This is a genomic window from Rhodococcus sp. FW305-130 (genome assembly GCF_058788335.1).
Genome location: NZ_JBYTAP010000006.1, coordinates 289887 through 312113, shown reverse-complemented (window position 1 = coordinate 312113; position 22227 = coordinate 289887). Strand labels below are relative to the sequence as shown.

Sequence of the window (22227 nt, the reverse complement as noted above, 5' to 3'; positions counted from 1 at the left end):
GTCCGTAGAATCGAAGAATGGCAGGTCTAGGTGAACTCGAACGCGCGGTGATGGATCATTTGTGGTCCACATCGGAACCGCAAACTGTGCGACAGGTGCATGAAGCACTCGCGACACATCGCGAATTGGCGTACACGACGGTAATGACCGTTCTGCAGCGCCTGGCGAAGAAGCATCTGGTGATTCAGCAGCGTGACGATCGCGCCCATCGCTATCTTCCCGTCAACAAGCGCGAAGAACTGGTCGCGAGCCTGATGGTCGACGCTCTGGCCCAGGCTCCGGAGTCCGGCGGTCGCGCTGCGGCACTCGTCCACTTCGTGGGACAGGTCAATGCTGACGAAGCCGATGCTCTCCGCGAAGCGCTCGCTGCCCTCGAGGTGCGCGAGTCCGCGAAAAAGGCTGCGCAGCCCGGAATTTCTAGGCCGAACTGATTTCGTCGTGCATGATGTGTAGGACATGAACGCCACTACTGCACTGGTTTTCGGACTGCTTGCCTTGTTGCTGGCCGGTCCGGTTCCCGCACTCCTGAGCCGCTCCACGTGGCCTTACCGCGCTCCACGCGCGGCGTTGGTTCTGTGGCAAGCCGTCGCAATTGCTGCGGTGCTGTCGGCATTCAGCTCGGGCCTGGCCATTGCCAGCCAGCTGCTCGTTCCCGGCGCTGACGGTAGGCCGACGACGGCCCCGACCGCCGAAATCGATGCACTCGGGCTCCCGCTGTGGATTCTGTACGTGGTTGTTTTTGCCCTGACGCTTCTGATCGGCGCGAAGCTGATCTTCTCGATAATCCAGGTCGCTGTGAGAACCCGACGTCGCCGTGCACGTCACCGCGTGTTGGTGGACCTTCTCGACGACTGCGCCATGCCCGCGTCGGTGGAACGCACACCCGATCTGCGGGTGCTGGACGTGGACGAACCGATCGCATACTGCCTGCCAGGTCTGCGCCAACGCGTGGTACTCAGTCAAGGCACTCTGCAGAACCTCGATCATGCCGAGGTCAAAGCAATCCTGACGCACGAGCGTTCGCACCTGCGAGCTCGTCACGATCTGGTCCTCGAGGCTTTCACGGCCGTCAACCACGCGTTCCCCCGTTTCGTCCGTAGTAAGTCGGCTCTGGGATCGGTACAACTGCTGGTGGAGTTGCTCGCCGACGATTCAGCTGTGCGGGCTACCGGTCCCACCCCTCTCGCGCGGGCACTTGTCGCGTGTGCCGGATCGACGGCACCCCGCGGAGCGATGGCAGCGGGCGGCCCGTCGACGCTCATCCGAGTGCAGCGCCTCTCGGCCGACGATGCAGATCCCCGCATCGCAGTTTTTGCGTATCTCGGGGCGGTCGCGATTCTCGTGGTTCCCACGGTTGCGGTGGCTGTGCCCTGGCTCACCGAACTTCGACTGCTTTTCAACGCATACTGAGTCTTGACCTGCGCAACCCCGTGTAGTAGTGCAGGTCACAGGCGGGGCCACCTGACTTCGGTGTCCCCGGTGGCGTAGAGTGGACCACGGCCACCATCGTGGTCCGTCAACATATAACGGCACACAGCCCAATTCCCCGCAGTATGCGTTCGGATTGCCAGGTGACATGTGCCCTGGCTCGTCCCTTTGCGAACTGTGTCGTGTATTTCAGCATGGCTTCTTCCGCTCCGCGACGTGCCCGTAGTCCGGAGAGGTTTCCGCGTGACCAACGCTGTCCAAATGTCGTCTTCCGAGAACATCGAAGACCCCACCGTCAACACCCCCGCTGCCGAAGAAGCAGTCGCCACCGAGCCGGGTATCACCTTCGCCGAGATCGGCCTGCCCGAGCAGCTTGTTGCCGCATTGGCGCGCAACTCCATCACCGTCCCGTCCCCCATCCAGGCGCAGTCCATCCCGGACGCGCTCGCCGGAACCAACGTTCTCGGCCGCGCACAGACCGGATCGGGTAAGACCCTCGCCTTCGGCCTGCCGATGCTGACCCGCCTCTCACGCCACGAAGATCGCCCGGCCGCCAAGCGTCCCCGCGCACTCGTGCTCGTCCCCACCCGTGAGCTTGCTTTCCAGGTGGTCGACTCCCTCAACTCCTACGCCGGCGCACTCGGACTCACGGTTCGTCCCGCTGTCGGTGGAACGCCGTTCGCCAAGCAGGTCGATCAGCTTCGCCGCGGCGTAGACGTCCTCGTCGCAACGCCGGGTCGCCTGGGCGATCACCTGCGTCAGGGCACCTGCATCCTCGACTCGGTGGAAATCACCGCACTCGACGAAGCCGATCAGATGGCGGACATGGGCTTCCTGCCCGAGGTTCGCTCGATCCTCGGCGAGACCCCCGCAGACGGACAGCGTCTGCTGTTCTCGGCAACCCTCGACCGTGAGGTCCAGTCGCTGGTTCGTCAGTTCCTGGCCAACCATGTCACCCACTCCACCGAAGACGGCCGCGCGAGCGTCGACACGATGGAGCACTACGTCCTCCTCGTCGATCGTGGGCAGAAGGATTCCGTCCTCGCCGAGATCGGTGCCCGCGACGGACGCACCATCATGTTCGCCCGCACCAAGCTCGGTTGCGAGGGAATCACCGATCGCCTCCGCGCCGTCGGCATCGCTGCCGAGTCGCTTCACGGCGGCAAGGCACAGAACCAGCGCACCCGCGTCCTCGAGCGTTTCAAGAACGGCCGCACCCCGGTCCTCGTCGCAACGGACGTTGCAGCGCGCGGTATCCACGTCGACGGCATCGACCTCGTCGTTCACGTCGATCCCCCGGCCGACCACAAGGACTACCTGCACCGCGCTGGTCGTACCGCTCGCGCCGGCGAGAAGGGCACCGTTGTCGCCATCGTGCTGCCCAACCAGAAGCGTCAGTTCAAGCGTCTGACCGGAATGGCCGGCGTCAATGCCGCAGCCGTTGCCGTCACCCCGGGTTCTGCTGAACTTGCTCGCATCACCGGCGCCAAGAAGCCGACCGGAGAACCCTTGCGCGAGAGCTCTTCTCGTGGCGAGCGTTCCTTCGGTGATCGTGGCGGAAGCCGTGGCGGCTACCAGGGCAACCGCTCTTCGGGCGGCTACCAGGGCAACCGCTCTTCCGGTGGCTACCAGGGCAACCGTGACGGCGAGAGCCGCGGCGGATACCAGGGTGATCGCTCCAGCGGTGGTTACCAGGGCAACCGCGACAGCCGCCCCTCGACCGGATACCAGGGAAACCGCTCTTCGGGTGGCTACCAGGGAAGCCGTGACGGCGAGAGCCGCGGTGGTTACCAGGGCAACCGCTCTTCCGGTGGATACCAGGGTGATCGCTCCAGCGGTGGTTACCAGGGCAACCGTGACAGCCGTCCGTCCTACGGAGACCGCGACAGCCGCCCGTCGACGGGTTACCAGGGAAACCGCTCTTCGGGCGGATACCAGGGAAGCCGTGACGGCGAGAGCCGCGGTGGTTACCAGGGCAACCGCTCTTCCGGTGGTGGATACCAGGGCAACCGCGACAACAACCGCTCGTACGGCGATCGCGACAGCCGCCCCTCGACCGGATATCAGGGCAACCGCTCTTCCGGTGGATACCAGGGCAACCGCGACGGCGGCGACAACCGTGCAGCCTCGACCAGCGGTGGCGGCTTCCGCAGCCGCACCGACCGTCGTAGCTATGACGGATTCGACGGCCCGAAGCGCGAACAGCGGTAATACCTGCGCTGAGCTGCGGCTCGACAACTGAACACTGAGAACCTTCCGGCTGTGCCGGAAGCTGTATCGAGACGGATGCAGGTCACTGCAATTAAAGTGATCTGCATCCGTGTTTTGTATGCACGGTCTGATGTTCACGCGCGTCGCGGCCGCACCGTTTTCGGCTGCGCACAGCGCAGGATTTCACAGCCGCGGACCGAGAGGGAAAGCTGTAAGTATGTCAACCACTAGCACCGAATCACCCCGAGCTCAGATCGGCGTCACCGGCCTGGCCGTCATGGGTTCGAATATTGCCCGCAATTTCGCCCGCCACGGTCACACAGTTGCCCTGCACAACCGCAGCATCGCGAAGACCGATGCCCTGATCGCCGAGCATGGTTCCGAGGGCGATTTCGTGCGCACCGAGACCGTCGAGGAGTTTGTTGCCGCACTGCAGAAGCCGCGACGCGTCCTGATCATGGTCAAGGCCGGCGCCCCGACCGACGCCGTGATCGAAGAGCTCGCGAACGCCATGGAGCCCGGCGACATCATCATCGACGGTGGCAACTCGCTCTACACCGACACGATCCGTCGTGAAGCAGCGATCCGCGCCCGCGGTCTGCACTTCGTCGGCGCTGGTATCTCCGGTGGCGAAGAAGGCGCACTCAACGGTCCGTCGATCATGCCCGGCGGCCCGAAGGAGTCCTACGAGGCTCTCGGCCCGCTTCTCGAGTCCATCTCCGCTCACGTCGACGGCACCCCGTGCTGCACGCACATCGGCCCCGACGGCAGCGGTCACTTCGTCAAGATGGTGCACAACGGCATCGAGTACGCCGACATGCAGCTCATCGGCGAGGCGTACAACCTCTTCCGCGACGCACTCGGTTACGACGCCGGTCAGGTCGCAGACGTCTTCACCGAGTGGAACAAGGGCACGCTCGAGTCCTACTTGATCGAGATCACCGCCGAGGTGCTCCGCCAGGTCGACGCCGAGACGGGCAAGCCGTTGGTCGACGTCATCGTCGACGCTGCCGAGCAGAAGGGCACGGGCCGCTGGACGGTCAAGTCCGCTCTGGATCTGGGCGTGCCGGTCACCGGTATCGCCGAGGCCGTTTTCGCTCGCGCACTGTCCGGTAGCCGCAATCAGCGCGCCGCAGCTCAGGCGCAGGGTCTGGCCGCCGGCTCTCTCGGCGACAAGCCTGCTGACGCCGAGCAGTTCGCCGCCGACATCCAGGCCGCGCTGTACGCGTCGAAGATCGTGGCGTACGCGCAGGGCTTCGATCAGATCGCTGCCGGCAGCGCCGAGTACGACTGGAACCTCAAGCCTGCCGACCTGGCGACGATCTGGCGCGGTGGCTGCATCATCCGTGCGCAGTTCCTCAACCGCATCAAGGACGCGTTCGACGCGGATCCGAGCCTGCCGAGCTTGATCCTGGCGCCGTACTTCCGCGAGGCCATCGAGGCAGGCATCGACAGCTGGCGCCGCGTGGTCGCCACCGCGACGATGCTCGGCATTCCGGTACCGGCGTTCGCGTCTTCGCTCTCGTACTACGACGGTCTCCGCGCGGAGCGTCTGCCGGCCGCCCTGACTCAGGGTCAGCGCGACTTCTTCGGCGCGCACACCTACGAGCGCATCGACAAGCCGGGCAAGTTCCACACACTGTGGAGCGGTGACCGCAGCGAAATCGAGGCCTGATTCACAGCGGGTATCGGTAGATGCGGTCATCTGCGTCTACCGATACCCGGTAGCCTGGACAAATGCAGGAATCGACGATCGACTCGCCCACCTCGACCGAAGGGCGTTCGTTCGTCGACCTCGGAATCCCCGCCGTGATGGTGCACGCGTTGCGCCGTAGCGGCATCGATGCCCCCTTCCCCATTCAGTCGGCAACCATCCCCGATGTTCTTGCCGGCCGGGATGTCCTCGGGCGCGGCGCGACGGGTTCCGGAAAGACTCTGGCCTTCGGGCTTCCGATGCTGGTGCGCCTCAAGGGCGGGGCGAGCAAGCGGAATCGTCCGCGCGGTTTGGTGCTCGCTCCCACCCGTGAGCTGGCGATCCAGATCCACAAGGCACTCGACGACGCTGCTACCGAGATCGGTTTGCGTGTGGCAAATGCGGTCGGTGGCGTTCCGATCAAGCGTCAGGCCGACATCCTTGCCCGCGGCGTCGATCTGCTGATCGCGACCCCAGGGCGCCTACTCGACCTACTCGAGCAGAAGTCGGTGATTCTCGACGACGTCGTGATCACGACCATCGACGAAGCCGACCACATGGCAGACATGGGTTTCATCGACGAGGTTGCGAAGATTCTCGACACGACACCGAAAGACGGTCAGCGCCTTCTCTTCTCGGCAACACTCGACGGCAAGGTCGACGATCTGGTCGCGGGTTACCTGCGCAATCCGGCGTCGCACTCGACTGCTCCCCCGGTTGCCACGGTCTCGACCATGGAGCATCACCTGCTCTTCGTCGACCGCGACGACAAGAGATCCGTTGTCGCACATATCGCTTCACGGGCGGGACGGACCATCATGTTCGTCAAGACCAAGCACGGAGTGGATCGTCTTGCGCAGCAACTGCATTTGATCGGTGTCTCGGCCGGCGCCCTGCACGGCGGCAAGACGCAGAACAACCGGACCAAGACCCTCGCGTCGTTCTCCGACGGGACAACACCGGTTTTGGTCGCCACCGATGTCGCCGCGCGCGGAATCCATGTCGACGACGTGACGCTCGTCGTTCACGTCGATCCCCCGGCGGAGGCGAAGGACTACCTGCACCGGGCCGGCCGGACGGCACGCGCCGGGGAATCAGGCGTCGTCGTCACCATCGTCACCGACGAAGAACGTGATTCGGTCGAGAAGTTGACCAAGCAGGCAGGTATCAAGGTTCACGGCGTGCGGGTCCGCCCCGACGATCTGGAGCTCACGCGCATCACCGGCGCGATGGAGCCGACGGGAATACCGGTCGAAGCTCCCGATACGACGGTCGCCGTCAAGCACACCGCCAAGCGCGGCCGTCAGGAACACGACACTGCAGGCCGGACCGCTGCCGGAGGCCGGATGAAGAAGGACGGCGACAAGCGCGCCGCTTCCTCGCGGCGCGTCACCGATCCGAAGAGTGTGAAGAAGATCCGTGCGGACGGCACTCCCGTCCCGACCCGTTCGGAGCGACTGGCGTCCAAGGGCTTGACCCCGCGTCGCGGCGCACCCGGCGCAGGAAAGCCGTCTGCCGGAAATCGGGCGGGCAAGCGCGCACACTGAGGGAATGGGTGATCTTCCACTGATCTCTGTTCTCTGCGCACTCGTCGCCGCGCTTCTCTTCGCGTGTGCCTCCGTCGCTCAGCAGCGCGCCGCGTCTGCGGTTCCGGAGGGCGAGGCGTTGGTGGCGTCGTTGATTCGCAGTCCTCGGTGGTGGGCCGGGCTGATCGGTGACGGCGGCGGTTACGTCATGCAGGCCGTTGCACTGTCGTTGGGTTCGGTGTTGGTGGTGCAGCCGCTGATCGTGACCTCGCTGCTGTTCGCGCTGCCACTTTCGGCCAGGTTCTCGGGAATTCGCATCACCCGTTCTGCGTGGTCATTGGCGATCATGCTCGCGATTTCCTTGGCGATCTTCCTCGTCGTCGGCGATCCCACCGAGGGAGACAGCAACGCTCCGTGGTCGGATTGGGCTGTGCCACTGACGATCACGGTCGCAGTGGCCGTGGTCGCAACTATCGGCGGCTTGTCCAAACTCGACGGTGGCTGGCGCGCTCTGCTTCTCGGCTCTGCGGCCGGAATCTTCTACGGCGTGGCCGTCGCATTCACCAAGTACGTCACCGACCTACTCGGACATGGCGTCGTCGGGGTGATTTCGGCATGGCAGACGTGGGCGCTGATCGCCTCGGGCGCAATCGGGGTCTACCTCCAACAGCGCGCTTTCCAGGTCGGGCCCCTGTCGGCGTCGCTACCTGCCCTGACGATCGGCGAGCCGATCGCGGCCATCTTCCTGGGGATGACGGTTCTCGACGAACGCCTCCGCGTCGACGGTCCCGGAATTGCTCTCATCGGGTGCGCCGTCGCCGTCATGATCATGACCACGATCGCCCTCTCCCGCTCACAAGCACGCGATACCGAGGGCGCTACGGCGGAATCGACGGTAGGCTCGTGAAACGTGCAGTTCCTCGAAGGGCAACGCCCCCCATACGACCTGACCTACGACGACGTCTTCCTCGTCCCTAACCGGACCGAGGTCACCTCTCGGTTCGACGTCGATCTCAATTCTTCCGACGGATCCGGAACGACCATTCCCGTCGTCGTCGCCAATATGACCGCAGTCGCCGGCCGCCGCATGGCGGAGACTGTCGCCCGCCGCGGCGGACTGGTCATCATTCCGCAGGACGTCCCCACCGAAGCGGTCGCCGAGACCGTGGCGTTCGTCAAGAGCCGCCACCTCGTCGCTGATACGCCGGTCACGCTGAGTCCGGACGACGCCGTCTCAGATGCGCTGGCGCTGCTACCCAAGCGTGCACACGGCGCAGTCGTGGTGGTCGAGGACGGCAAGCCTCTCGGTGTCGTCACCGAGGCTGCCTGCGCGGATGTCGATCGGTTCACTCGCCTACGTACCGTCGCGATCACCGACTTCGTCACCGCCCCGGTCACCGCCACACCGCGTGAGGTCTTCGAACTGCTCGAAACCAAGCACGATCCGTTGGCCGTCATCGTCAACGAGGACGGAACCCTCGCCGGCGTCCTCACCCGCACCGGCGCGATTCGTGCCGGCATCTACGACCCCGCAGTCGATGAGCGCGGCGCACTCCGGGTCGCCGCAGCGGTCGGTGTGAACGGTGACGTGGGCGCCAAGGCCAAGGCACTCGTCGACGCCGGTGCCGACGTGGTCGTCGTGGACACGGCTCACGGTCACCAGCAGAGAATGATCGATGCGCTCACCACCCTCAAGGCGCTCGACCTCGGCGTCCCGTTGGTTGCAGGCAACGTGGTGTCCGCACAGGGAACCCGTGATCTGATCGCCGCAGGCGCGGACATCGTCAAGGTCGGCGTCGGGCCCGGAGCCATGTGCACGACTCGCATGATGACCGGCGTCGGACGCCCGCAGTTCTCGGCCGTCGCGGAATGTGCTGCAGCAGCACGCGAGCTCGGCAAGCACGTCTGGGCCGACGGCGGCGTTCGCCACCCTCGCGACGTTGCACTCGCCCTCGCGGCGGGCGCGTCGAACGTCATGATCGGCTCGTGGTTCGCCGGCACGTACGAGTCCCCCGGCGATCTCAAAGTCGATCAGGCGGGCAACGCGTACAAGGAGAGCTTCGGTATGGCCTCCAAGCGCGCTGTTGCCGCTCGCACAGCCACCGAAACGGCTTTCGATCGCGCCCGTAAGGGATTGTTCGAGGAAGGCATCTCCAGTTCGCGGATGCGTCTCGATCCCGAGCGCCCCGGAGTCGAGGACCTGATCGATCAGATTTGTTCCGGCGTACGCAGTACCTGCACGTACGCGGGTGCGCGCTCACTCGAGGAGCTGCACGAGAAGGCAGTTCTGGGAGTGCAGTCCGCCGCCGGATTCGCCGAAGGACGGCCGCTTCCGTCGGGTTGGTGAACCACGTTTTATGACAGTCGGCGGGTGCTCGGGTCCCTACTCCCGGGCACCCGCCGGTATCATTGGATCCGTAAACAGGAAACAAAACTCGGTCGGGTGCCCATCGGCGACCCGACCGAGCCCGCTACAGCCGAGAAATACTCGGCTCCGACGAGAGGAACCCGGTGCCCGAGGCACCCACACACTTACCCGGCGCTACACCCGTCGTTTTATCCGAGGAATCGTCTGATTCCGCTGGTTCGGAGGGCTCCTCTAGCGAGCCGGGAGACAAACCCGGCGGCCCCCGTGCACACCTCAGGTGGCGATGACACATGGACATCGTTTTCACCATTCTCAGCCTGGTCGGCTTCATCGCGCTGACTGCAGGCACCGCCCTCTTCGTGGCGGCCGAATTCTCACTGACCGCGCTCGAACGCAGCACCGTCGACGAAGCTGCTCGTGGCGGCGACCGACGCTCGCGGCAGGTTCAACACGCGCACAAGACTCTCTCGTTCCAGCTCTCCGGCGCTCAGCTGGGCATCACGATCACAACCCTGATCACCGGTTACCTGGCCGAGCCCGTTCTGGCACGGTTCATCACACCGGTCACGAAGGCCGTCGGGCTCAGCGAATCCGCTGCCTCGACAACGTCTTTGATCCTGGCGCTCGTGATTGCGACCTCGTTCTCCATGATCTTCGGTGAGCTCGTACCGAAGAACCTCGCAATCTCCAAGCCGATGCCCACCGCCCGCGCGACTGCGGGCCTGCAAGCGGGCTTCTCGCTGATCTTCCGGTGGGCCATCAACGGCCTCAACGGAACCGCCAACTGGATCGTGCGACGCCTGGGCATCGAACCCGCGGAAGAATTGCGCTCGGCGCGATCACCGCAGGAACTCGGGTCCCTCGTGCGGACGTCCGCGCAGCGCGGGTCCATCGACAAGGGCACGGCGATGCTCGTCGACCGTTCGCTGCAGTTCGGTGACCGCACCGCAGAAGAGCTGATGACTCCGCGAGTGAAGATCGAATCGCTGGAACTCTCGGACACCGTCGCAGACCTGATCGTGACGGCGTCGCGAACTGGCTACTCGCGCTTCCCCGTCGTTCGCGGCGATCTCGACGACACGGTCGGCGTCGTACACATCAAGCACGCGTTCACCGTTCCGGCCGAGCGCAGGCGCACGACGCGCGTCGACAGTCTGGCTCAACGTGTTCCCGTCGTGCCGTCGAGCCTGGACGGAGACACCGTCATGGAGCGGATCCGCTCCGACGGCATGCAGGTCGCTCTTGTCGTCGACGAATACGGCGGAACAGCCGGCATCGTCACGATGGAAGACCTCATCGAGGAAATCGTCGGTGATGTGCGCGACGAACACGACGAACCCGAACTCGACGTACAGCGCGTCGGCGACGGATGGTCGTGCTCCGGCCTGTTGCGCATCGACGAGGTCACGTCGGCAACCGGATACACCGCGCCCGAAGGCGACTACGACACGCTCGGCGGTCTGGTGCTCACCGAACTGGGCCGAATCCCCGACGAGGGTGACGAAGTGGAATTGCCCGACGTCGACTCGTCCGGTGATTCCCGCGGAAAGTGGATCGCCCGAGTGACCAGTATGGACGGCCGTCGTATCGACCGAGTGACCATCACGCCGGTCCCGGCACATGTCGAACCCGAATCCGCAGACGACGACACGAAGGAGTCCGACGATGAATAACCTCTTCGGTGTACTCCTCACCGTCGTGCTGCTCGCCGGTAACGCATTCTTCGTCGGTGCGGAGTTCGCGCTGATCTCCGCACGACGCGACCGCCTCGAGGCACTTGTCGCGCAGGGTAAGAAGCGGGCACTCACGGTCATCAAGGCCGGTGAGAACCTCTCGCTGATGCTTGCGGCAGCTCAGCTGGGCATCACGATCTGCTCGATCCTCCTCGGTAAGGTCGCCGAACCTGCCATCGCGCATCTCCTCGAGGTGCCGATGGAAGCCGTCGGCCTTCCCGACGGATTGCTGCACCCGATTTCGTTTGCGATCGCGCTCTCGCTGGTCGTCGTGCTGCATATCCTCCTCGGCGAAATGGTGCCCAAGAACATCGCGTTGGCGGGCCCCGAGAAGACGGCCATGCTGCTCGTTCCCGTGCATCTGGCGTTCATCAAGATCGCTCGGCCGATCATCGCGTTCTACAACTTGTGCGCCAACGGAGTGCTCAAGCTCCTGCGCGTCGAGCCCAAGGACGAACTCGACGTCACTGTCTCGGCGGTGGAGTTGTCCGCGATGATCGGTGAATCGCGGTCCGAGGGTCTGATCGACGCCGAAGAACACCGGCGCTTGAAGCAGGCACTCGAATCGACAGATCGCACCGTCTCCGAAGTCCTGATCACTCTCGACAAGGTGCGGACCATTCCCCTCACGCCGTCGGGAACAACACTGGGTGAGATCGAGCGTGCGGTCATCGAGACCGGATACTCGCGTTACCCGGTCCGAGCGAGCGACGGATCGCTGGCCGGGTACGTGCACCTCAAGGATGTTCTCGACGAGGTGCTCGACGAAGCTGCCGGGCCGGACACCGTCGTTCCGACGTCGGATATCCGCCCGTTGCCCATCGTTCCGCTCAGCACGCCGCTGGCCGAAGCGTTGGCCGGCCTTCGTCGGGCCAGCTCGCACCTCGGCGCAGTCACGGACGCCGACGGAGTGGTGATCGGTATCGTCGCGCTCGAGGATCTGCTCGAGGAGTACGTCGGAACGGTTCGCGACGGCACGCACCGCGGCACGGATGCTGTTCCCGGACAAAGAAACAGCTGATCGATGACACGTTCGGTGCATTCACTCGCACTCGCACAGAGCGAGTGGACGGCTCGGCGGGCACTTCACCTCGAGGAGGTGGAAAAGCTCGTCGAGCCGCACCGAGCGCGTCGTAGCGCCGGTATCTCTCACCCGGTGCACGACTTCCTCTTCACGTACTACAACTTCAAGCCCGCGCAACTGCGCCGCTGGCACCCCGGGTACGGAGTCGCACTCGAGAACGCCGGCGAATACGCAGCCTTCTCCGGCTACCGCGTCGACGAATCGGGTACCGCGACGGTCGAGGCCGCCGTGCTGGAGCGTCGGCGTCACACAGTCGAATTCGTGTGGAATCTGTTGAATCAGACGTCTGCGCGGCCCGCTGTGCTGGGCTGTTTCGGCCTCCACGAATGGGCGATGGTCTATCGCGGCGGCGAGGACGCGATCCGTCACCAGTCAGTGCCGCTGCGGCTCGGGTTCGCCGGTACCGACGCGGTCGTCGAATCCCTGCCACTCAAATGCACGCACTACGACGCGTTCCGGTTCTTCACACCGGACGCGGCCCCCAAGAACTCGCTCCCGCTTGCACGCGAAACTCAGATCGATCACGAACAGCCGGGCTGCCTGCACGCGGGTATGGATCTGTACAAGTGGAGCTTCAAGTTGTTGCCACTCGTGGATTCCGATCTGGTGATGCGGTGCTTCGAACACGCGCTCCTGGCCCGTGAACTCGACATGCGCGCGAGCCCATACGACCTCGCCGAGTACGGGTACTCCCCCATTCGTATCGAAACTCCCGCGGGCCGCGCCGAATACGTGCGTCAGCAACAACAGTTGGCGGATCGTGCTGCGCCGCTCCGCGATACGCTGGCAGAGAAGTGCCGGGAGCTTCTCGGCCACTGAACTGCCGAAAGGCGCCACATGGATCACGGGTACGGGTTCTATCTCGACGAATACCAACGTGACGTCGGGGTGCACACCGACGACCGACGCGGCCACATCGAATGCCCGGACTCGGCGGGCTTCCTTGCGGCGCACTTGCCGGTGTTCGACCTCGCTGCAGGCTCAGTCGCGGCCTTCGCCTCGGCAATTCATCGGTCAACCAGCCGGGGCGACGGACACTGGACCCTCGATCCCGAGCGCATCGCCGCGTCCTTCTCGAGCGATCGACTGTTCCGGATCGGCGGCGAACCGATCAACGGATTCTCCGAATACTCGGGGTTCTTTGCCGCCCGCGACGGTTGGGTCCGCACGCACGGCAACTATCCACACCATCGCGACCGCCTGCTCGCCATCCTCGAACTCGACCATGGATCACCTAAAGATGCAGTGGCGCAACGGATATCCGAACTCAGCGCCATCGAGATCGAGCAGCAGGCCGCCGGGATCGGCGCCATCGCGGTCCGTGTTCGTACCGAGACCGAGTGGCGCCTGAGTGAGCAGTGCGCAGCTGCGAGGTCTGAGCCTCTGGTATCCATCCGAGTACGCGACGAGGGAAAACCCCGCACGCATCCGACGCGCCCACGTGTTCTCGACCTGACCCGGGTCATCGCCGGCCCGGTCGCGACCCGTGCCCTCGCGCTGGTCGGCGCTGACGTTCTGCGGATCGACCCTCCGGCGATCCCCGAGATCGGATGGCAGCACCTCGACAGTGGCCAGGGCAAGCGGTCGGCGCTTCTCGACCTGAAGTCCTCGGCGGAAGCGGCAGCATTCCGCGAACTCCTCGACACCGCAGACGTACTGGTCACCGGCTACCGTCCGGGCGCACTCGAAGCACTCATCGGGCAGGATCTTCCCGCCCACCTGATTCACGGGCGCGTCAGCGCGTGGGGATGGGAAGGTCCGTGGGCGAATCGCCGCGGCTTCGACAGCATCGTGCAGGCCGCATCCGGTATCTCGTTCCTCGAGGGCGGCGAGAAACCGGGCGCACTTCCAGCGCAGGCCCTCGACCACTCGACCGGATACTTCTTGGCAGCTGGGATCCTCGACGCGTTGATGCTGCGCTCGCAGGACGGCCGTGGCCGCGATGTCGACGTGTCATTGGCCAGCACCGGCGCCCGTCTTCTCGACGCACCCGGCCGAACCGTCCATCCCGGTCTACCGACCGCTCCCGGCCTGAATGTTGTTGTCAACCATGCCGACGTGACCACCGCACGACCCGCGCTGGCAGAGTTCGAGGACTACCCCGAACCAGCCCATCCGTGGGGATCGGATCGCGCGGAGTGGGCACACTGAGGGACCGGCACATTCAGGGCAAGATGGACCTGTGAAGTCACATACCTACACACTCGACCTTCAGTGGACGGGCGATCTGGGAACCGGAACGTCCAGCACGCAGGGATATTCGCGCAATCATGCAATATCCGCGGTCGGAAAGCCGGAACTTCTCGGCAGCTCCGATCCCTCGTTCCGCGGTGACGCGCAGCGATGGAACCCCGAGGAACTGCTCGTTGCCTCCCTCGCCCAATGCCACATGCTCTGGTACCTCGGTCTGGCAGCTGCCGCTGGGGTCGTCGTTCTCGACTACAGCGATCAGCCGGTCGGCAGCATGATCGAGGAATCCGATGGCGGCGGCCAGTTCATCGAAGTGACGTTGAATCCGACGGTATTGGTCGCGGAGGCGTCGATGGTCGAGAAGGCCGAGGAGCTTCACGGCCCCGCACACACGAAGTGCTTCATCGCTCGGTCGGTCAACTTCCCTGTCCTGCATTCACCGACGATCCTGGTGGCCACCGATGAGTGATACGCACAAGCTCATCGTCGACGTCGACACCGGCATCGACGACTCGTTGGCGCTTCTCTATCTCCTTGCCAGCCCCGAAGCCGAGATTCTGGGGATTGCGAGCACCGCCGGCAACGTTCCGGTGGAACAGGTCGCGGCCAACAACTTGAACTGGCTTGCGCTCTGCGGCGCCCCGGACATCGAGGTTGCACTCGGCGCCCGCGAGCCACTGGTCATCCCGTTGCGCACCACCGAGGAGACTCACGGTCCGCAAGGGATCGGCCATGCCGTCCTCCCCGATTCGGGTCGCAAGCGCTCGGTCCGAACGGCCACCGACCTCTGGGTGGATCTCGTGCGTGAGTACCCCGGACAACTCACCGGATTGGTGACGGGGCCGCTCACCAACCTTGCGCTGGCGATCAGACGTGAACCCGATCTGCCGTCTCTGCTGAAGCGGCTGGTCGTGATGGGTGGGTCGTTCAACTATCCGGGCAACACGACGCCGACCGCGGAGTGGAACGTCTCGGTGGATCCGCACGCCGCCAAGGAGGTGTTCGACGCGTTCTCCGTCGTACCCGCGCACCGGCGCCCGATCATCTGCGGCCTCAACGTCACCGAATCCATCGAGATGTTCCCCGAACATGTGCGTCGGCTCGCCGAAGCTGCCGGGAGCACTCCGGAAGAGATCATCTCGCCTGACGACGGCCCCGACGTCCGCAGTTCCGCGTCCAACAGCGTGATCAGGCATATGTCCGACGCGATCCGGTTCTACATGGAATTCCATCGTGAATACGACCAGGGCTTTCTTGCTCACATGCATGATCCCTTTGCTGCTGCCGTCGCGCTCGATCCGAGCTTGGCGACACTGAAGCCGGCAACGGTAGATGTCGAAACCGAGAGTCCACTGCTGATCGGAACGACGGTCGCGGACTGGGTCGGGCACTGGAAGCGTGAGCCCAACGCGGATATCGCGGTCAGCACCGATCCGGCGGAATTCTTCGATCGACTTGTCCACCGAGTGGGAAATTACGCCCGCGTCGTGGGTTGACCGAGCCGGGCACCGGCTATGCTCGCATGGACAGAACACCAACGAACGAGAACAAAGGACCTGACGTGCAGATTTCCAGCCACGATGCCTCCCCGGCATTTGCGCTCGGATTGATGGCGTTCTGGCCCACTCGTCGTAGCGCATGCTTCGATCAGGCGTGTTGCTGAGCGGCGATTCTCGCTGCCTGCACCCCTGACTTTGTCGCTTCTTCGCTCGGAGTCTGTCTTCTCATGTTCAACCTTCTTTTGTTCACCCTTGTCGGCGTCGGCGCCCAGCTCGTCGACGGCGCCCTCGGTATGGCCTTCGGTGTCACCGCAACCACTCTGTTGATGATCGGTGGCCTCGGTCCGGCTCAGGCCAGCGCCGCTGTTCACCTGGCCGAGGTCGGCACCACCCTCGCTTCGGGTGTGTCGCATTGGAAGTTCAAGAACATCGACTGGAAGCTCGTCGCCAAGCTCGGTGTGCCCGGCGCAGTCGGTGCATTCATCGGCGCAACCGTGCTATCGGGTCTGTCCACCGAAGCGGCAGTCCCCATCACGGCGACGATCCTGCTGGCCATCGGTATCTATGTGGCACTTCGCTTCTCGGTCCGCCCACCGGCCGTCGCGGACGCTCGCACCACCCCGCACACTGCACGTTTCCTGTCCCCACTCGGCCTGTTCGGTGGTTTCATCGATGCATCCGGCGGTGGTGGTTGGGGTCCGATCACCACCAGCACGCTGCTCTCGCGGGGCAAGACCGCGCCGCGCACCGTGATCGGCTCGGTCAGCGCCTCGGAGTTTCTGGTCGCGTCAGCCGCGTCGCTGGGATTCCTTGTCGGATTGGGTCGTGAGTCAGCTGGAAACCTCCTTGTTGTCGCCGGTCTCGCGCTCGGCGGTGTCATCGCTGCCCCGTTCGCGGCGTGGCTGGTCAGCCGCGTACCTGCCACCTTGCTCGGCACGGCGGTGGGCGGCGTCATCGTGTTGACCAACGCACAGAAGCTGTTCAAATCCTTCGACATCACCGGGGCGGTCACAGTGGCCGGCTACCTGGCCATTCTCGGCGCGTGGGCAGCGTTGCTGTTCTACGCGTGGAAGCGGTCCACGCTCACCCCAGCCGAGGCAGAAGGCGATTTCACGGGAGTCGAACTCGCTGTCGAGAACGAACTCACCGAGCCTGCGGTCAAACGCGAACGATAACTCGTCACAGAAGAAATCCCGGGTATCCGCGCTCGGATACCCGGGATTTTGTTTTTTCGCCCTAGTTGCTTCCGTCGAACGCGTCGAGAATTCGCCCCGCCGCCAACGCTGCTGTCAGCGAACCGTCACGCACGCTCTGCTCGACGTCGGCCCGGATCGCACGCACCCGATCGTTGCTCGAGAGCCTGCGTAGCAGCTGATCGTTGACCATCGTCCAGGTCCAATCGACCTGTTGCTTGCGACGCTTCTCCTCGAACTGTCCTGCTTCGGTGAGCACCTCACGGTGTTTGGTGACAGTTCCCCAGAACTCGTCCAGCCCGACACCTTCGAGGCCGCTCATCGTGATGACGGGCGGCTTCCAGATGGCGTCGTGCGGGTAGATCAGGCGAAGCGCTCCGGCCAATTCGCGGGCAGCACCCTTTGCCTCGCGCTCATGCTTTCCATCGGCCTTGTTGACCGCCACCAGATCTGCGAGCTCGAGGACACCCTTCTTGATGCCCTGGAGCTGATCACCGGTACGAGCGAGGGTCAGGAACGTAAAGCAGTCCACCATGTTGGCAACAGTGACTTCGGACTGGCCGACACCCACCGTCTCCACCAGGATGACGTCGAAACCGGCAGCTTCGAGAAGCACGATGGTCTCGCGGGTTGCCTTGGCAACACCACCGAGCGTGCCGGACGTCGGTGACGGCCGGATGTACGCATTCGGTTCGACGGTGAGCCGAGCCATGCGTGTCTTGTCGCCGAGAATCGAGCCGCCGGTGCGGGTGGACGACGGATCGACCGCCAACACCGCAACCCGATGTCCCTTGCCCAGCAAGTACATTCCGAGCGCGTCGATGAAGGTCGACTTGCCGACGCCGGGAACGCCGGTGATGCCGATCCGGTGCGCTCCTCCGGCCTCGGGCAGCAACTTCAGTAGAAGCTGCTGCGCAAGGGCCCGGTGGTCGTCGCGAGTGGACTCGACGAGGGTGATCGCCCGAGCGAGGCCGGCACGCTGATTCCCGCGTACCGCCTCGGCGAGGGAATCAATGTCGATGGGCTGACGTGCCATCTTCAGTGACCCCCTTCTCAGCTGTGGTCGTGACCCAGTTGGGCGGAGAGCTTCTGCAACAATCCGCTGGCAGCGTCGGCGATGACGGTTCCGGGCGGGAAGATGGCAGCAGCGCCGGCCTCGTAGAGTTCGTCGAAGTCACCGGGCGGAATGACGCCGCCGACGACGATCATGATGTCGGGACGACCGGCCGCAGCCAAAGCCTCCCGCAGCGCCGGCACCAAGGTCAGGTGACCGGCTGCCAACGACGACACACCGACTACGTGGACGTCGTTGTCGGCCGCCTGATTGGCGACCTCTTCGGGGGTCTGGAACAGCGGTCCGACGTCGACGTCGAATCCGATGTCCGCGAAGGCCGTGGAGATGACCTTCTGGCCACGGTCGTGACCGTCCTGGCCCATCTTCGCGACGAGGATGCGGGGACGACGTCCCTCGTCCTCGGCGAACTTCTCGACCAGTTCCATCGCCTTGCTGATGTTGCTCACCGTTCCTGCCTCGTCGCGGTACACACCACTGATGGTGCGGATCTCGGCCTGGTGGCGTCCGTACACCTTTTCGAGGGCGTCGGAAATCTCGCCGACCGTAGCCATCGCACGGGCGGCGACAACTGCGAGGGCGAGGAGGTTGTTCTCCATGCCGCCTTCGGTGGATGCGGCAGCGCGGGTGAGGTTCGCGAGTGCGGCCTCGACGGCTTCCGGATCACGTTCTGCGCGAAGGTGAACCAGCTTCTCGAGCTGTTCCTTGCGGACCTTGGAGTTCTCGACCTTGAGAACTTCGATGGTGTCGACCTCGTCGGGAACGTACTTGTTGACGCCGACGAGCGGCTGCCGACCGGAGTCGATGCGTGCCTGGGTGCGGGCGGCAGCTTCCTCGATGCGCAGCTTCGGGATGCCTTCGTTGATGGCCTGAGCCATTCCGCCGGCTTCCTCGACCTCTTCGATGTGCTTACGAGCCCGGTTGGCGAGTTCGTTGGTGAGCCACTCGACGTAGTACGAGCCGCCCCACGGGTCGATGGGACGCACGGTGCCGGATTCCTGCTGCAGCAGCAACTGGGTGTTACGGGCGATGCGGGCGGAGAAGTCCGTCGGCAGTGCGATGGCCTCGTCGAGTGCGTTGGTGTGCAGCGACTGAGTGTGGCCCTGCGTGGCAGCCATGGCCTCGACGCAGGTGCGCGGCACGTTGTTGAAGACGTCCTGCGCGGTCAGGGACCAGCCGGAGGTCTGCGAGTGGGTACGCAGCGAGAGCGACTTCGCGCTCTTGGGGTCGAACTTGGCGACAAGCTCGGCCCACAGGAGGCGCCCGGCGCGGAGCTTGGCGACCTCCATGAAGAAGTTCATGCCGATGGCCCAGAAGAAGGACAGGCGCGGTGCGAACTTGTCGATGTCCATACCGGCGTCGAGGCCGGCGCGGATGTACTCGACGCCGTCGGCGAGGGTGTACGCCAGTTCCAGATCGGCCGTCGCTCCGGCTTCCTGGATGTGGTAGCCCGAGATGGAGATGGAGTTGTACTTCGGCATTTCCGCGCTGGAGTACGCGAAGATGTCCGAGATGATCCGCATCGAGGGCTTGGGCGGATAGATGTAGGTGTTACGAACCATGAACTCTTTGAGGATGTCGTTCTGGATCGTTCCGGCCAGCTTGTCCGGGGTGACGCCTTGCTCGCCTGCCGCAGCGACGTACAGCGCGAGAATCGGCAGCACGGCGCCGTTCATCGTCATCGAGACCGACACCTGCGAGAGGTCGATTCCGTCGAAGAGCTGACGCATGTCGAGGATGGAATCGATTGCGACACCGGCCATTCCGACGTCACCCGCAACGCGAGGGTGATCGGAGTCGTAGCCGCGGTGTGTGGCGAGGTCGAAGGCGACCGAGAGGCCCTTCTGACCGGCCGCGAGGTTACGACGGTAGAACGCATTCGACTCCGCGGCAGTGGAGAATCCGGCGTACTGGCGAATGGTCCACGGCTGGTTCACGTACATGGTCGGGTACGGACCACGCAGGAACGGCGCTGCGCCCGGGAAGCTGTCGAGCGGGTAACCGGACTCGGCGGCGGCCGTGCGGTCCGCACCGGTGTACACCGGCTTGACGTCGATGCCTTCCGGGGTGGACCAGACAACCTGCTCGGCGGCGTAGTTGTTGGCGTTTGCGCCCTCTTCGATGAGCGCCTGTGCCTGCTCAACCGACGGCGGTGTGGGTGCCGGAGACTGCGGGTCCTCGAGTGGGACCTCGGCGAAACTGCCGATCACGTGCTTGACCTCTCGTGTCGTCACTTGGAGCTTCCCGTCTCGATGAAGTCGAGCAGTTCGGTCAGAGCCGACACTGCGTCGATGCGGGCTGTGAGGAATCCGTCCGGGCGAGAATCGCCGGTCGCGTCGGCGACTGCCTTTTCCGGTCCTGCGAGCAGCACCTTGGTGATGCCGGCAGCGCGAAGTTCGGCGACGGCCGCTGCGGCGCTCTCGCCGTAGCGCTTGTCCGTGCCGCACAGCACCGCGACGGTGGCACCGGAAGCCTTGACGGCTGCGGAGATGGCTTCTGCGCCTACCTCGAGGGGGCCGGGGTTGACTGCGTCGATACCACCCGAAGCGAGCAGGTTGGACGCAAACGTGGTGCGCACGTTGTGTTCTGCAACCGAGCCCAGCGGCGCGAGAAGCGCAGTGGGACGGGCGCCGCCGGCGGCGAGGAACGCGTCCGAACGGTCACGAAGCGCTTCGAATGCAGCTGCGTAGCGGGCGACGGACTGGCCGGGCTCGACGGCTTCGGCGGACAGCGGCGTTTCGCCGAGGTTCGGGAACTCGTTGACACCGGTGACCGTGGTCTTACGGTGTGCGATGTCGGAGTCGCGCTTGGCCTTCGTGGCAGCGATACGACCGGAGACGATTCCCGCTTCGAGTGCCGCCAGATATCCGCCGGCTGCTTCGATTTCCTGGAAGAACTCCCACGCGGTGGCGGCGATCTGCTGCGTCAGGTCCTCGACGTACCAGGAGCCCGCCGACGGATCGAGCACGCGGCCCAGGTGCGACTCTTCGAGGAGAAGCAACTGCGTGTTGCGCGCGATGCGCGAGGAGAAGGACTTGCTGACACCAAGGGTGCCGTCGGCCAGGGCGACGTCGAACGGAAGAACAGTCACTGCATCTGCTCCGCCGACGCCGGCGCCGAATGCGGCGAGGGTCGTGCGCAGCATGTTCACCCAGGGATCACGCTGAGCCATCATCGCGGCGGAGGTGACTGCGTGCTGCGGCGCTCCACCGAAGTCGGAAGCTCCACAGACCTGAGCGATGCGGGCCCACACGAGACGTGCGGCGCGGAACTTCGCGATGGTCTGGAACTGATCGTCGGTTGCCGAGTAGCGGAAAGCCAACTGCGACAACGCAGCACCGATGGTCAGACCGCTCTCTGCGGTGAGTGCGCGGAGGTATTCGAGTCCGGCGGCAATCGCGGCTCCGAGTTCCTCGGCGTCGCCGGCACCCGCGTTGTGGAAGGCCGTGCCGTCGACGGTGATCGCGTGCACGGTTTCCGCGCGAGCTGCAGCGAGGGCGGCCAACTCGACGGCGCCTGCAAATTCGACGTCGGCTGCGCCGGAGAACGAACTGGTCAGCGGCGCTGCACCGAGGTGGACTCGGATACTGCTGCGATCACTGACGCCGTCGCCGGCTTCGCCGCGAGCATCGAGGAGAGAGAAGAGTGCGCGGGCTGCATCGTTCACCTCGGCGCCTGCGTCGAGCGTGAGCGGTGCGAGGTCGAGAAGAACGCCCTCGAGCGCAGCGGCGAGGTCGGTGACCGGAACGCCGTCGGCGCCCACCTTCAACCAGAGTGCGCTGACTCCGTTTTCGAGGGCGTCCAGGATGGCGCGATTTGTCTCGGCCGCCGAAGCGGTTCCGAATGCAGCGGAAACCAACCAACCGGCATTGACATCACGGTGAGCGTCGACGCCACGCACGTACGGAAACGTGCCCGGCAAGCTCTGCTCGGGACGCTCGTCGCGTGGGCTGTAGAGCGGTGCGACAGTGACACCGTCGTAGGTGACGGTTTCGAGCAGTTTCTGTGGCTCGGGGCCCAGCTCTGCCGCATCGACTCTGCGGGACTTGGCGAGCACACCGGCTACGGAGCGCTGCCACTCCGCGTACGCCTGCTCGACAGCCTCGGCTTCTGAAGCTAATGACACTGTGTCCGCTCCCTCTCATTTTTTGCGTGAGCGCTTTACCGATAATCGGATTTGTTCGTTAGTTCTGTGATGCTAACCCGCGGTTGAGCCCAGATATCGTGAGG

The 22227-nt window shown here is 64.6% G+C and carries 17 protein-coding genes; 14 read left to right on the top strand and 3 right to left on the bottom strand.

What is annotated here, in order from left to right; all coding sequences use genetic code 11:
• The first annotated feature begins 17 nt into the window (after nucleotides 1-17).
• The 14 genes from AC3WQS_RS20595 to AC3WQS_RS20530 all read left to right on the top strand — a co-directional run bounded on the left by AC3WQS_RS20595 (nucleotide 18) and on the right by AC3WQS_RS20530 (nucleotide 16907).
• The gene (locus AC3WQS_RS20595; RefSeq protein WP_003944876.1) at nucleotides 18-431 is read left to right on the top strand and encodes a BlaI/MecI/CopY family transcriptional regulator; all 414 of its coding nucleotides are present in this window, start codon (nucleotides 18-20) and stop codon (nucleotides 429-431) included.
• Between the two features lie 25 nt (nucleotides 432-456).
• The gene (locus AC3WQS_RS20590) at nucleotides 457-1410 is read left to right on the top strand and encodes a M56 family metallopeptidase (RefSeq protein WP_003944922.1); all 954 of its coding nucleotides are present in this window, start codon (nucleotides 457-459) and stop codon (nucleotides 1408-1410) included.
• Nucleotides 1411-1671: 261 nt separating this feature from the next.
• Nucleotides 1672-3639, top strand: coding sequence for a DEAD/DEAH box helicase (locus tag AC3WQS_RS20585; RefSeq protein WP_046378554.1), 1968 nt, complete (start codon nucleotides 1672-1674; stop codon nucleotides 3637-3639).
• Nucleotides 3640-3856: 217 nt separating this feature from the next.
• On the top strand, nucleotides 3857-5314 hold the full coding sequence (gnd, locus tag AC3WQS_RS20580) for an NADP-dependent phosphogluconate dehydrogenase (RefSeq protein WP_007730904.1): 1458 nt from the start codon (nucleotides 3857-3859) through the stop codon (nucleotides 5312-5314).
• Nucleotides 5315-5376: 62 nt separating this feature from the next.
• Nucleotides 5377-6879, top strand: coding sequence for a DEAD/DEAH box helicase (locus AC3WQS_RS20575; protein WP_003944962.1), 1503 nt, complete (start codon nucleotides 5377-5379; stop codon nucleotides 6877-6879).
• A gap of 4 nt (nucleotides 6880-6883) precedes the next feature.
• On the top strand, nucleotides 6884-7765 hold the full coding sequence (locus tag AC3WQS_RS20570; protein WP_020907757.1) for a DMT family transporter: 882 nt from the start codon (nucleotides 6884-6886) through the stop codon (nucleotides 7763-7765).
• Nucleotides 7766-7768: 3 nt separating this feature from the next.
• A complete protein-coding gene (locus AC3WQS_RS20565) occupies nucleotides 7769-9205 on the top strand; it encodes a GuaB1 family IMP dehydrogenase-related protein (protein ID WP_492712208.1) in 1437 nt (478 codons plus the stop codon).
• A 311-nt stretch (nucleotides 9206-9516) separates the two neighbouring features.
• Nucleotides 9517-10899, top strand: coding sequence for a hemolysin family protein (locus AC3WQS_RS20560; protein WP_019748444.1), 1383 nt, complete (start codon nucleotides 9517-9519; stop codon nucleotides 10897-10899).
• The gene (locus tag AC3WQS_RS20555) at nucleotides 10892-11980 is read left to right on the top strand and encodes a hemolysin family protein (RefSeq protein ID WP_003944826.1); all 1089 of its coding nucleotides are present in this window, start codon (nucleotides 10892-10894) and stop codon (nucleotides 11978-11980) included. The genes AC3WQS_RS20560 and AC3WQS_RS20555 overlap by 8 nt, the downstream gene beginning before the upstream one ends.
• A 3-nt stretch (nucleotides 11981-11983) precedes the next feature.
• Nucleotides 11984-12862, top strand: coding sequence for a hypothetical protein (locus AC3WQS_RS20550; RefSeq protein ID WP_019748443.1), 879 nt, complete (start codon nucleotides 11984-11986; stop codon nucleotides 12860-12862).
• An 18-nt stretch (nucleotides 12863-12880) separates the two neighbouring features.
• Nucleotides 12881-14194, top strand: coding sequence for a CoA transferase (locus AC3WQS_RS20545; RefSeq protein ID WP_492712205.1), 1314 nt, complete (start codon nucleotides 12881-12883; stop codon nucleotides 14192-14194).
• 31 nt (nucleotides 14195-14225) lie between these two features.
• Complete coding sequence (locus AC3WQS_RS20540; protein WP_019748441.1) at nucleotides 14226-14702, top strand: OsmC family protein; 477 nt, start codon at nucleotides 14226-14228, stop codon at nucleotides 14700-14702.
• Nucleotides 14695-15729: a nucleoside hydrolase gene (locus tag AC3WQS_RS20535; RefSeq protein ID WP_020907752.1), complete on the top strand. Its 1035-nt coding sequence runs from the start codon at nucleotides 14695-14697 to the stop codon at nucleotides 15727-15729. Before AC3WQS_RS20540 ends, AC3WQS_RS20535 begins: the two co-directional genes overlap by 8 nt.
• 230 nt (nucleotides 15730-15959) lie before the next feature.
• Nucleotides 15960-16907, top strand: a complete 948-nt coding sequence (locus AC3WQS_RS20530) for a sulfite exporter TauE/SafE family protein (RefSeq protein ID WP_019748438.1) — start codon at nucleotides 15960-15962, stop codon at nucleotides 16905-16907.
• 61 nt (nucleotides 16908-16968) lie between these two features.
• On the opposite strand, the gene meaB is transcribed toward AC3WQS_RS20530, so the two are convergent.
• The 3 genes from meaB to mutA are packed head-to-tail and all read right to left on the bottom strand — an operon-like array spanning nucleotide 16969 to nucleotide 22123.
• A complete protein-coding gene (gene meaB / locus AC3WQS_RS20525; RefSeq protein WP_003945003.1) occupies nucleotides 16969-17961 on the bottom strand; it encodes a methylmalonyl Co-A mutase-associated GTPase MeaB in 993 nt (330 codons plus the stop codon).
• A 17-nt stretch (nucleotides 17962-17978) separates the two neighbouring features.
• A complete protein-coding gene (scpA, locus tag AC3WQS_RS20520) occupies nucleotides 17979-20231 on the bottom strand; it encodes a methylmalonyl-CoA mutase (protein ID WP_492712203.1) in 2253 nt (750 codons plus the stop codon).
• A complete protein-coding gene (mutA, locus tag AC3WQS_RS20515; RefSeq protein ID WP_020969616.1) occupies nucleotides 20228-22123 on the bottom strand; it encodes a methylmalonyl-CoA mutase small subunit in 1896 nt (631 codons plus the stop codon). Before mutA ends, scpA begins: the two co-directional genes overlap by 4 nt.
• Nucleotides 22124-22227 lie beyond the last annotated feature (104 nt).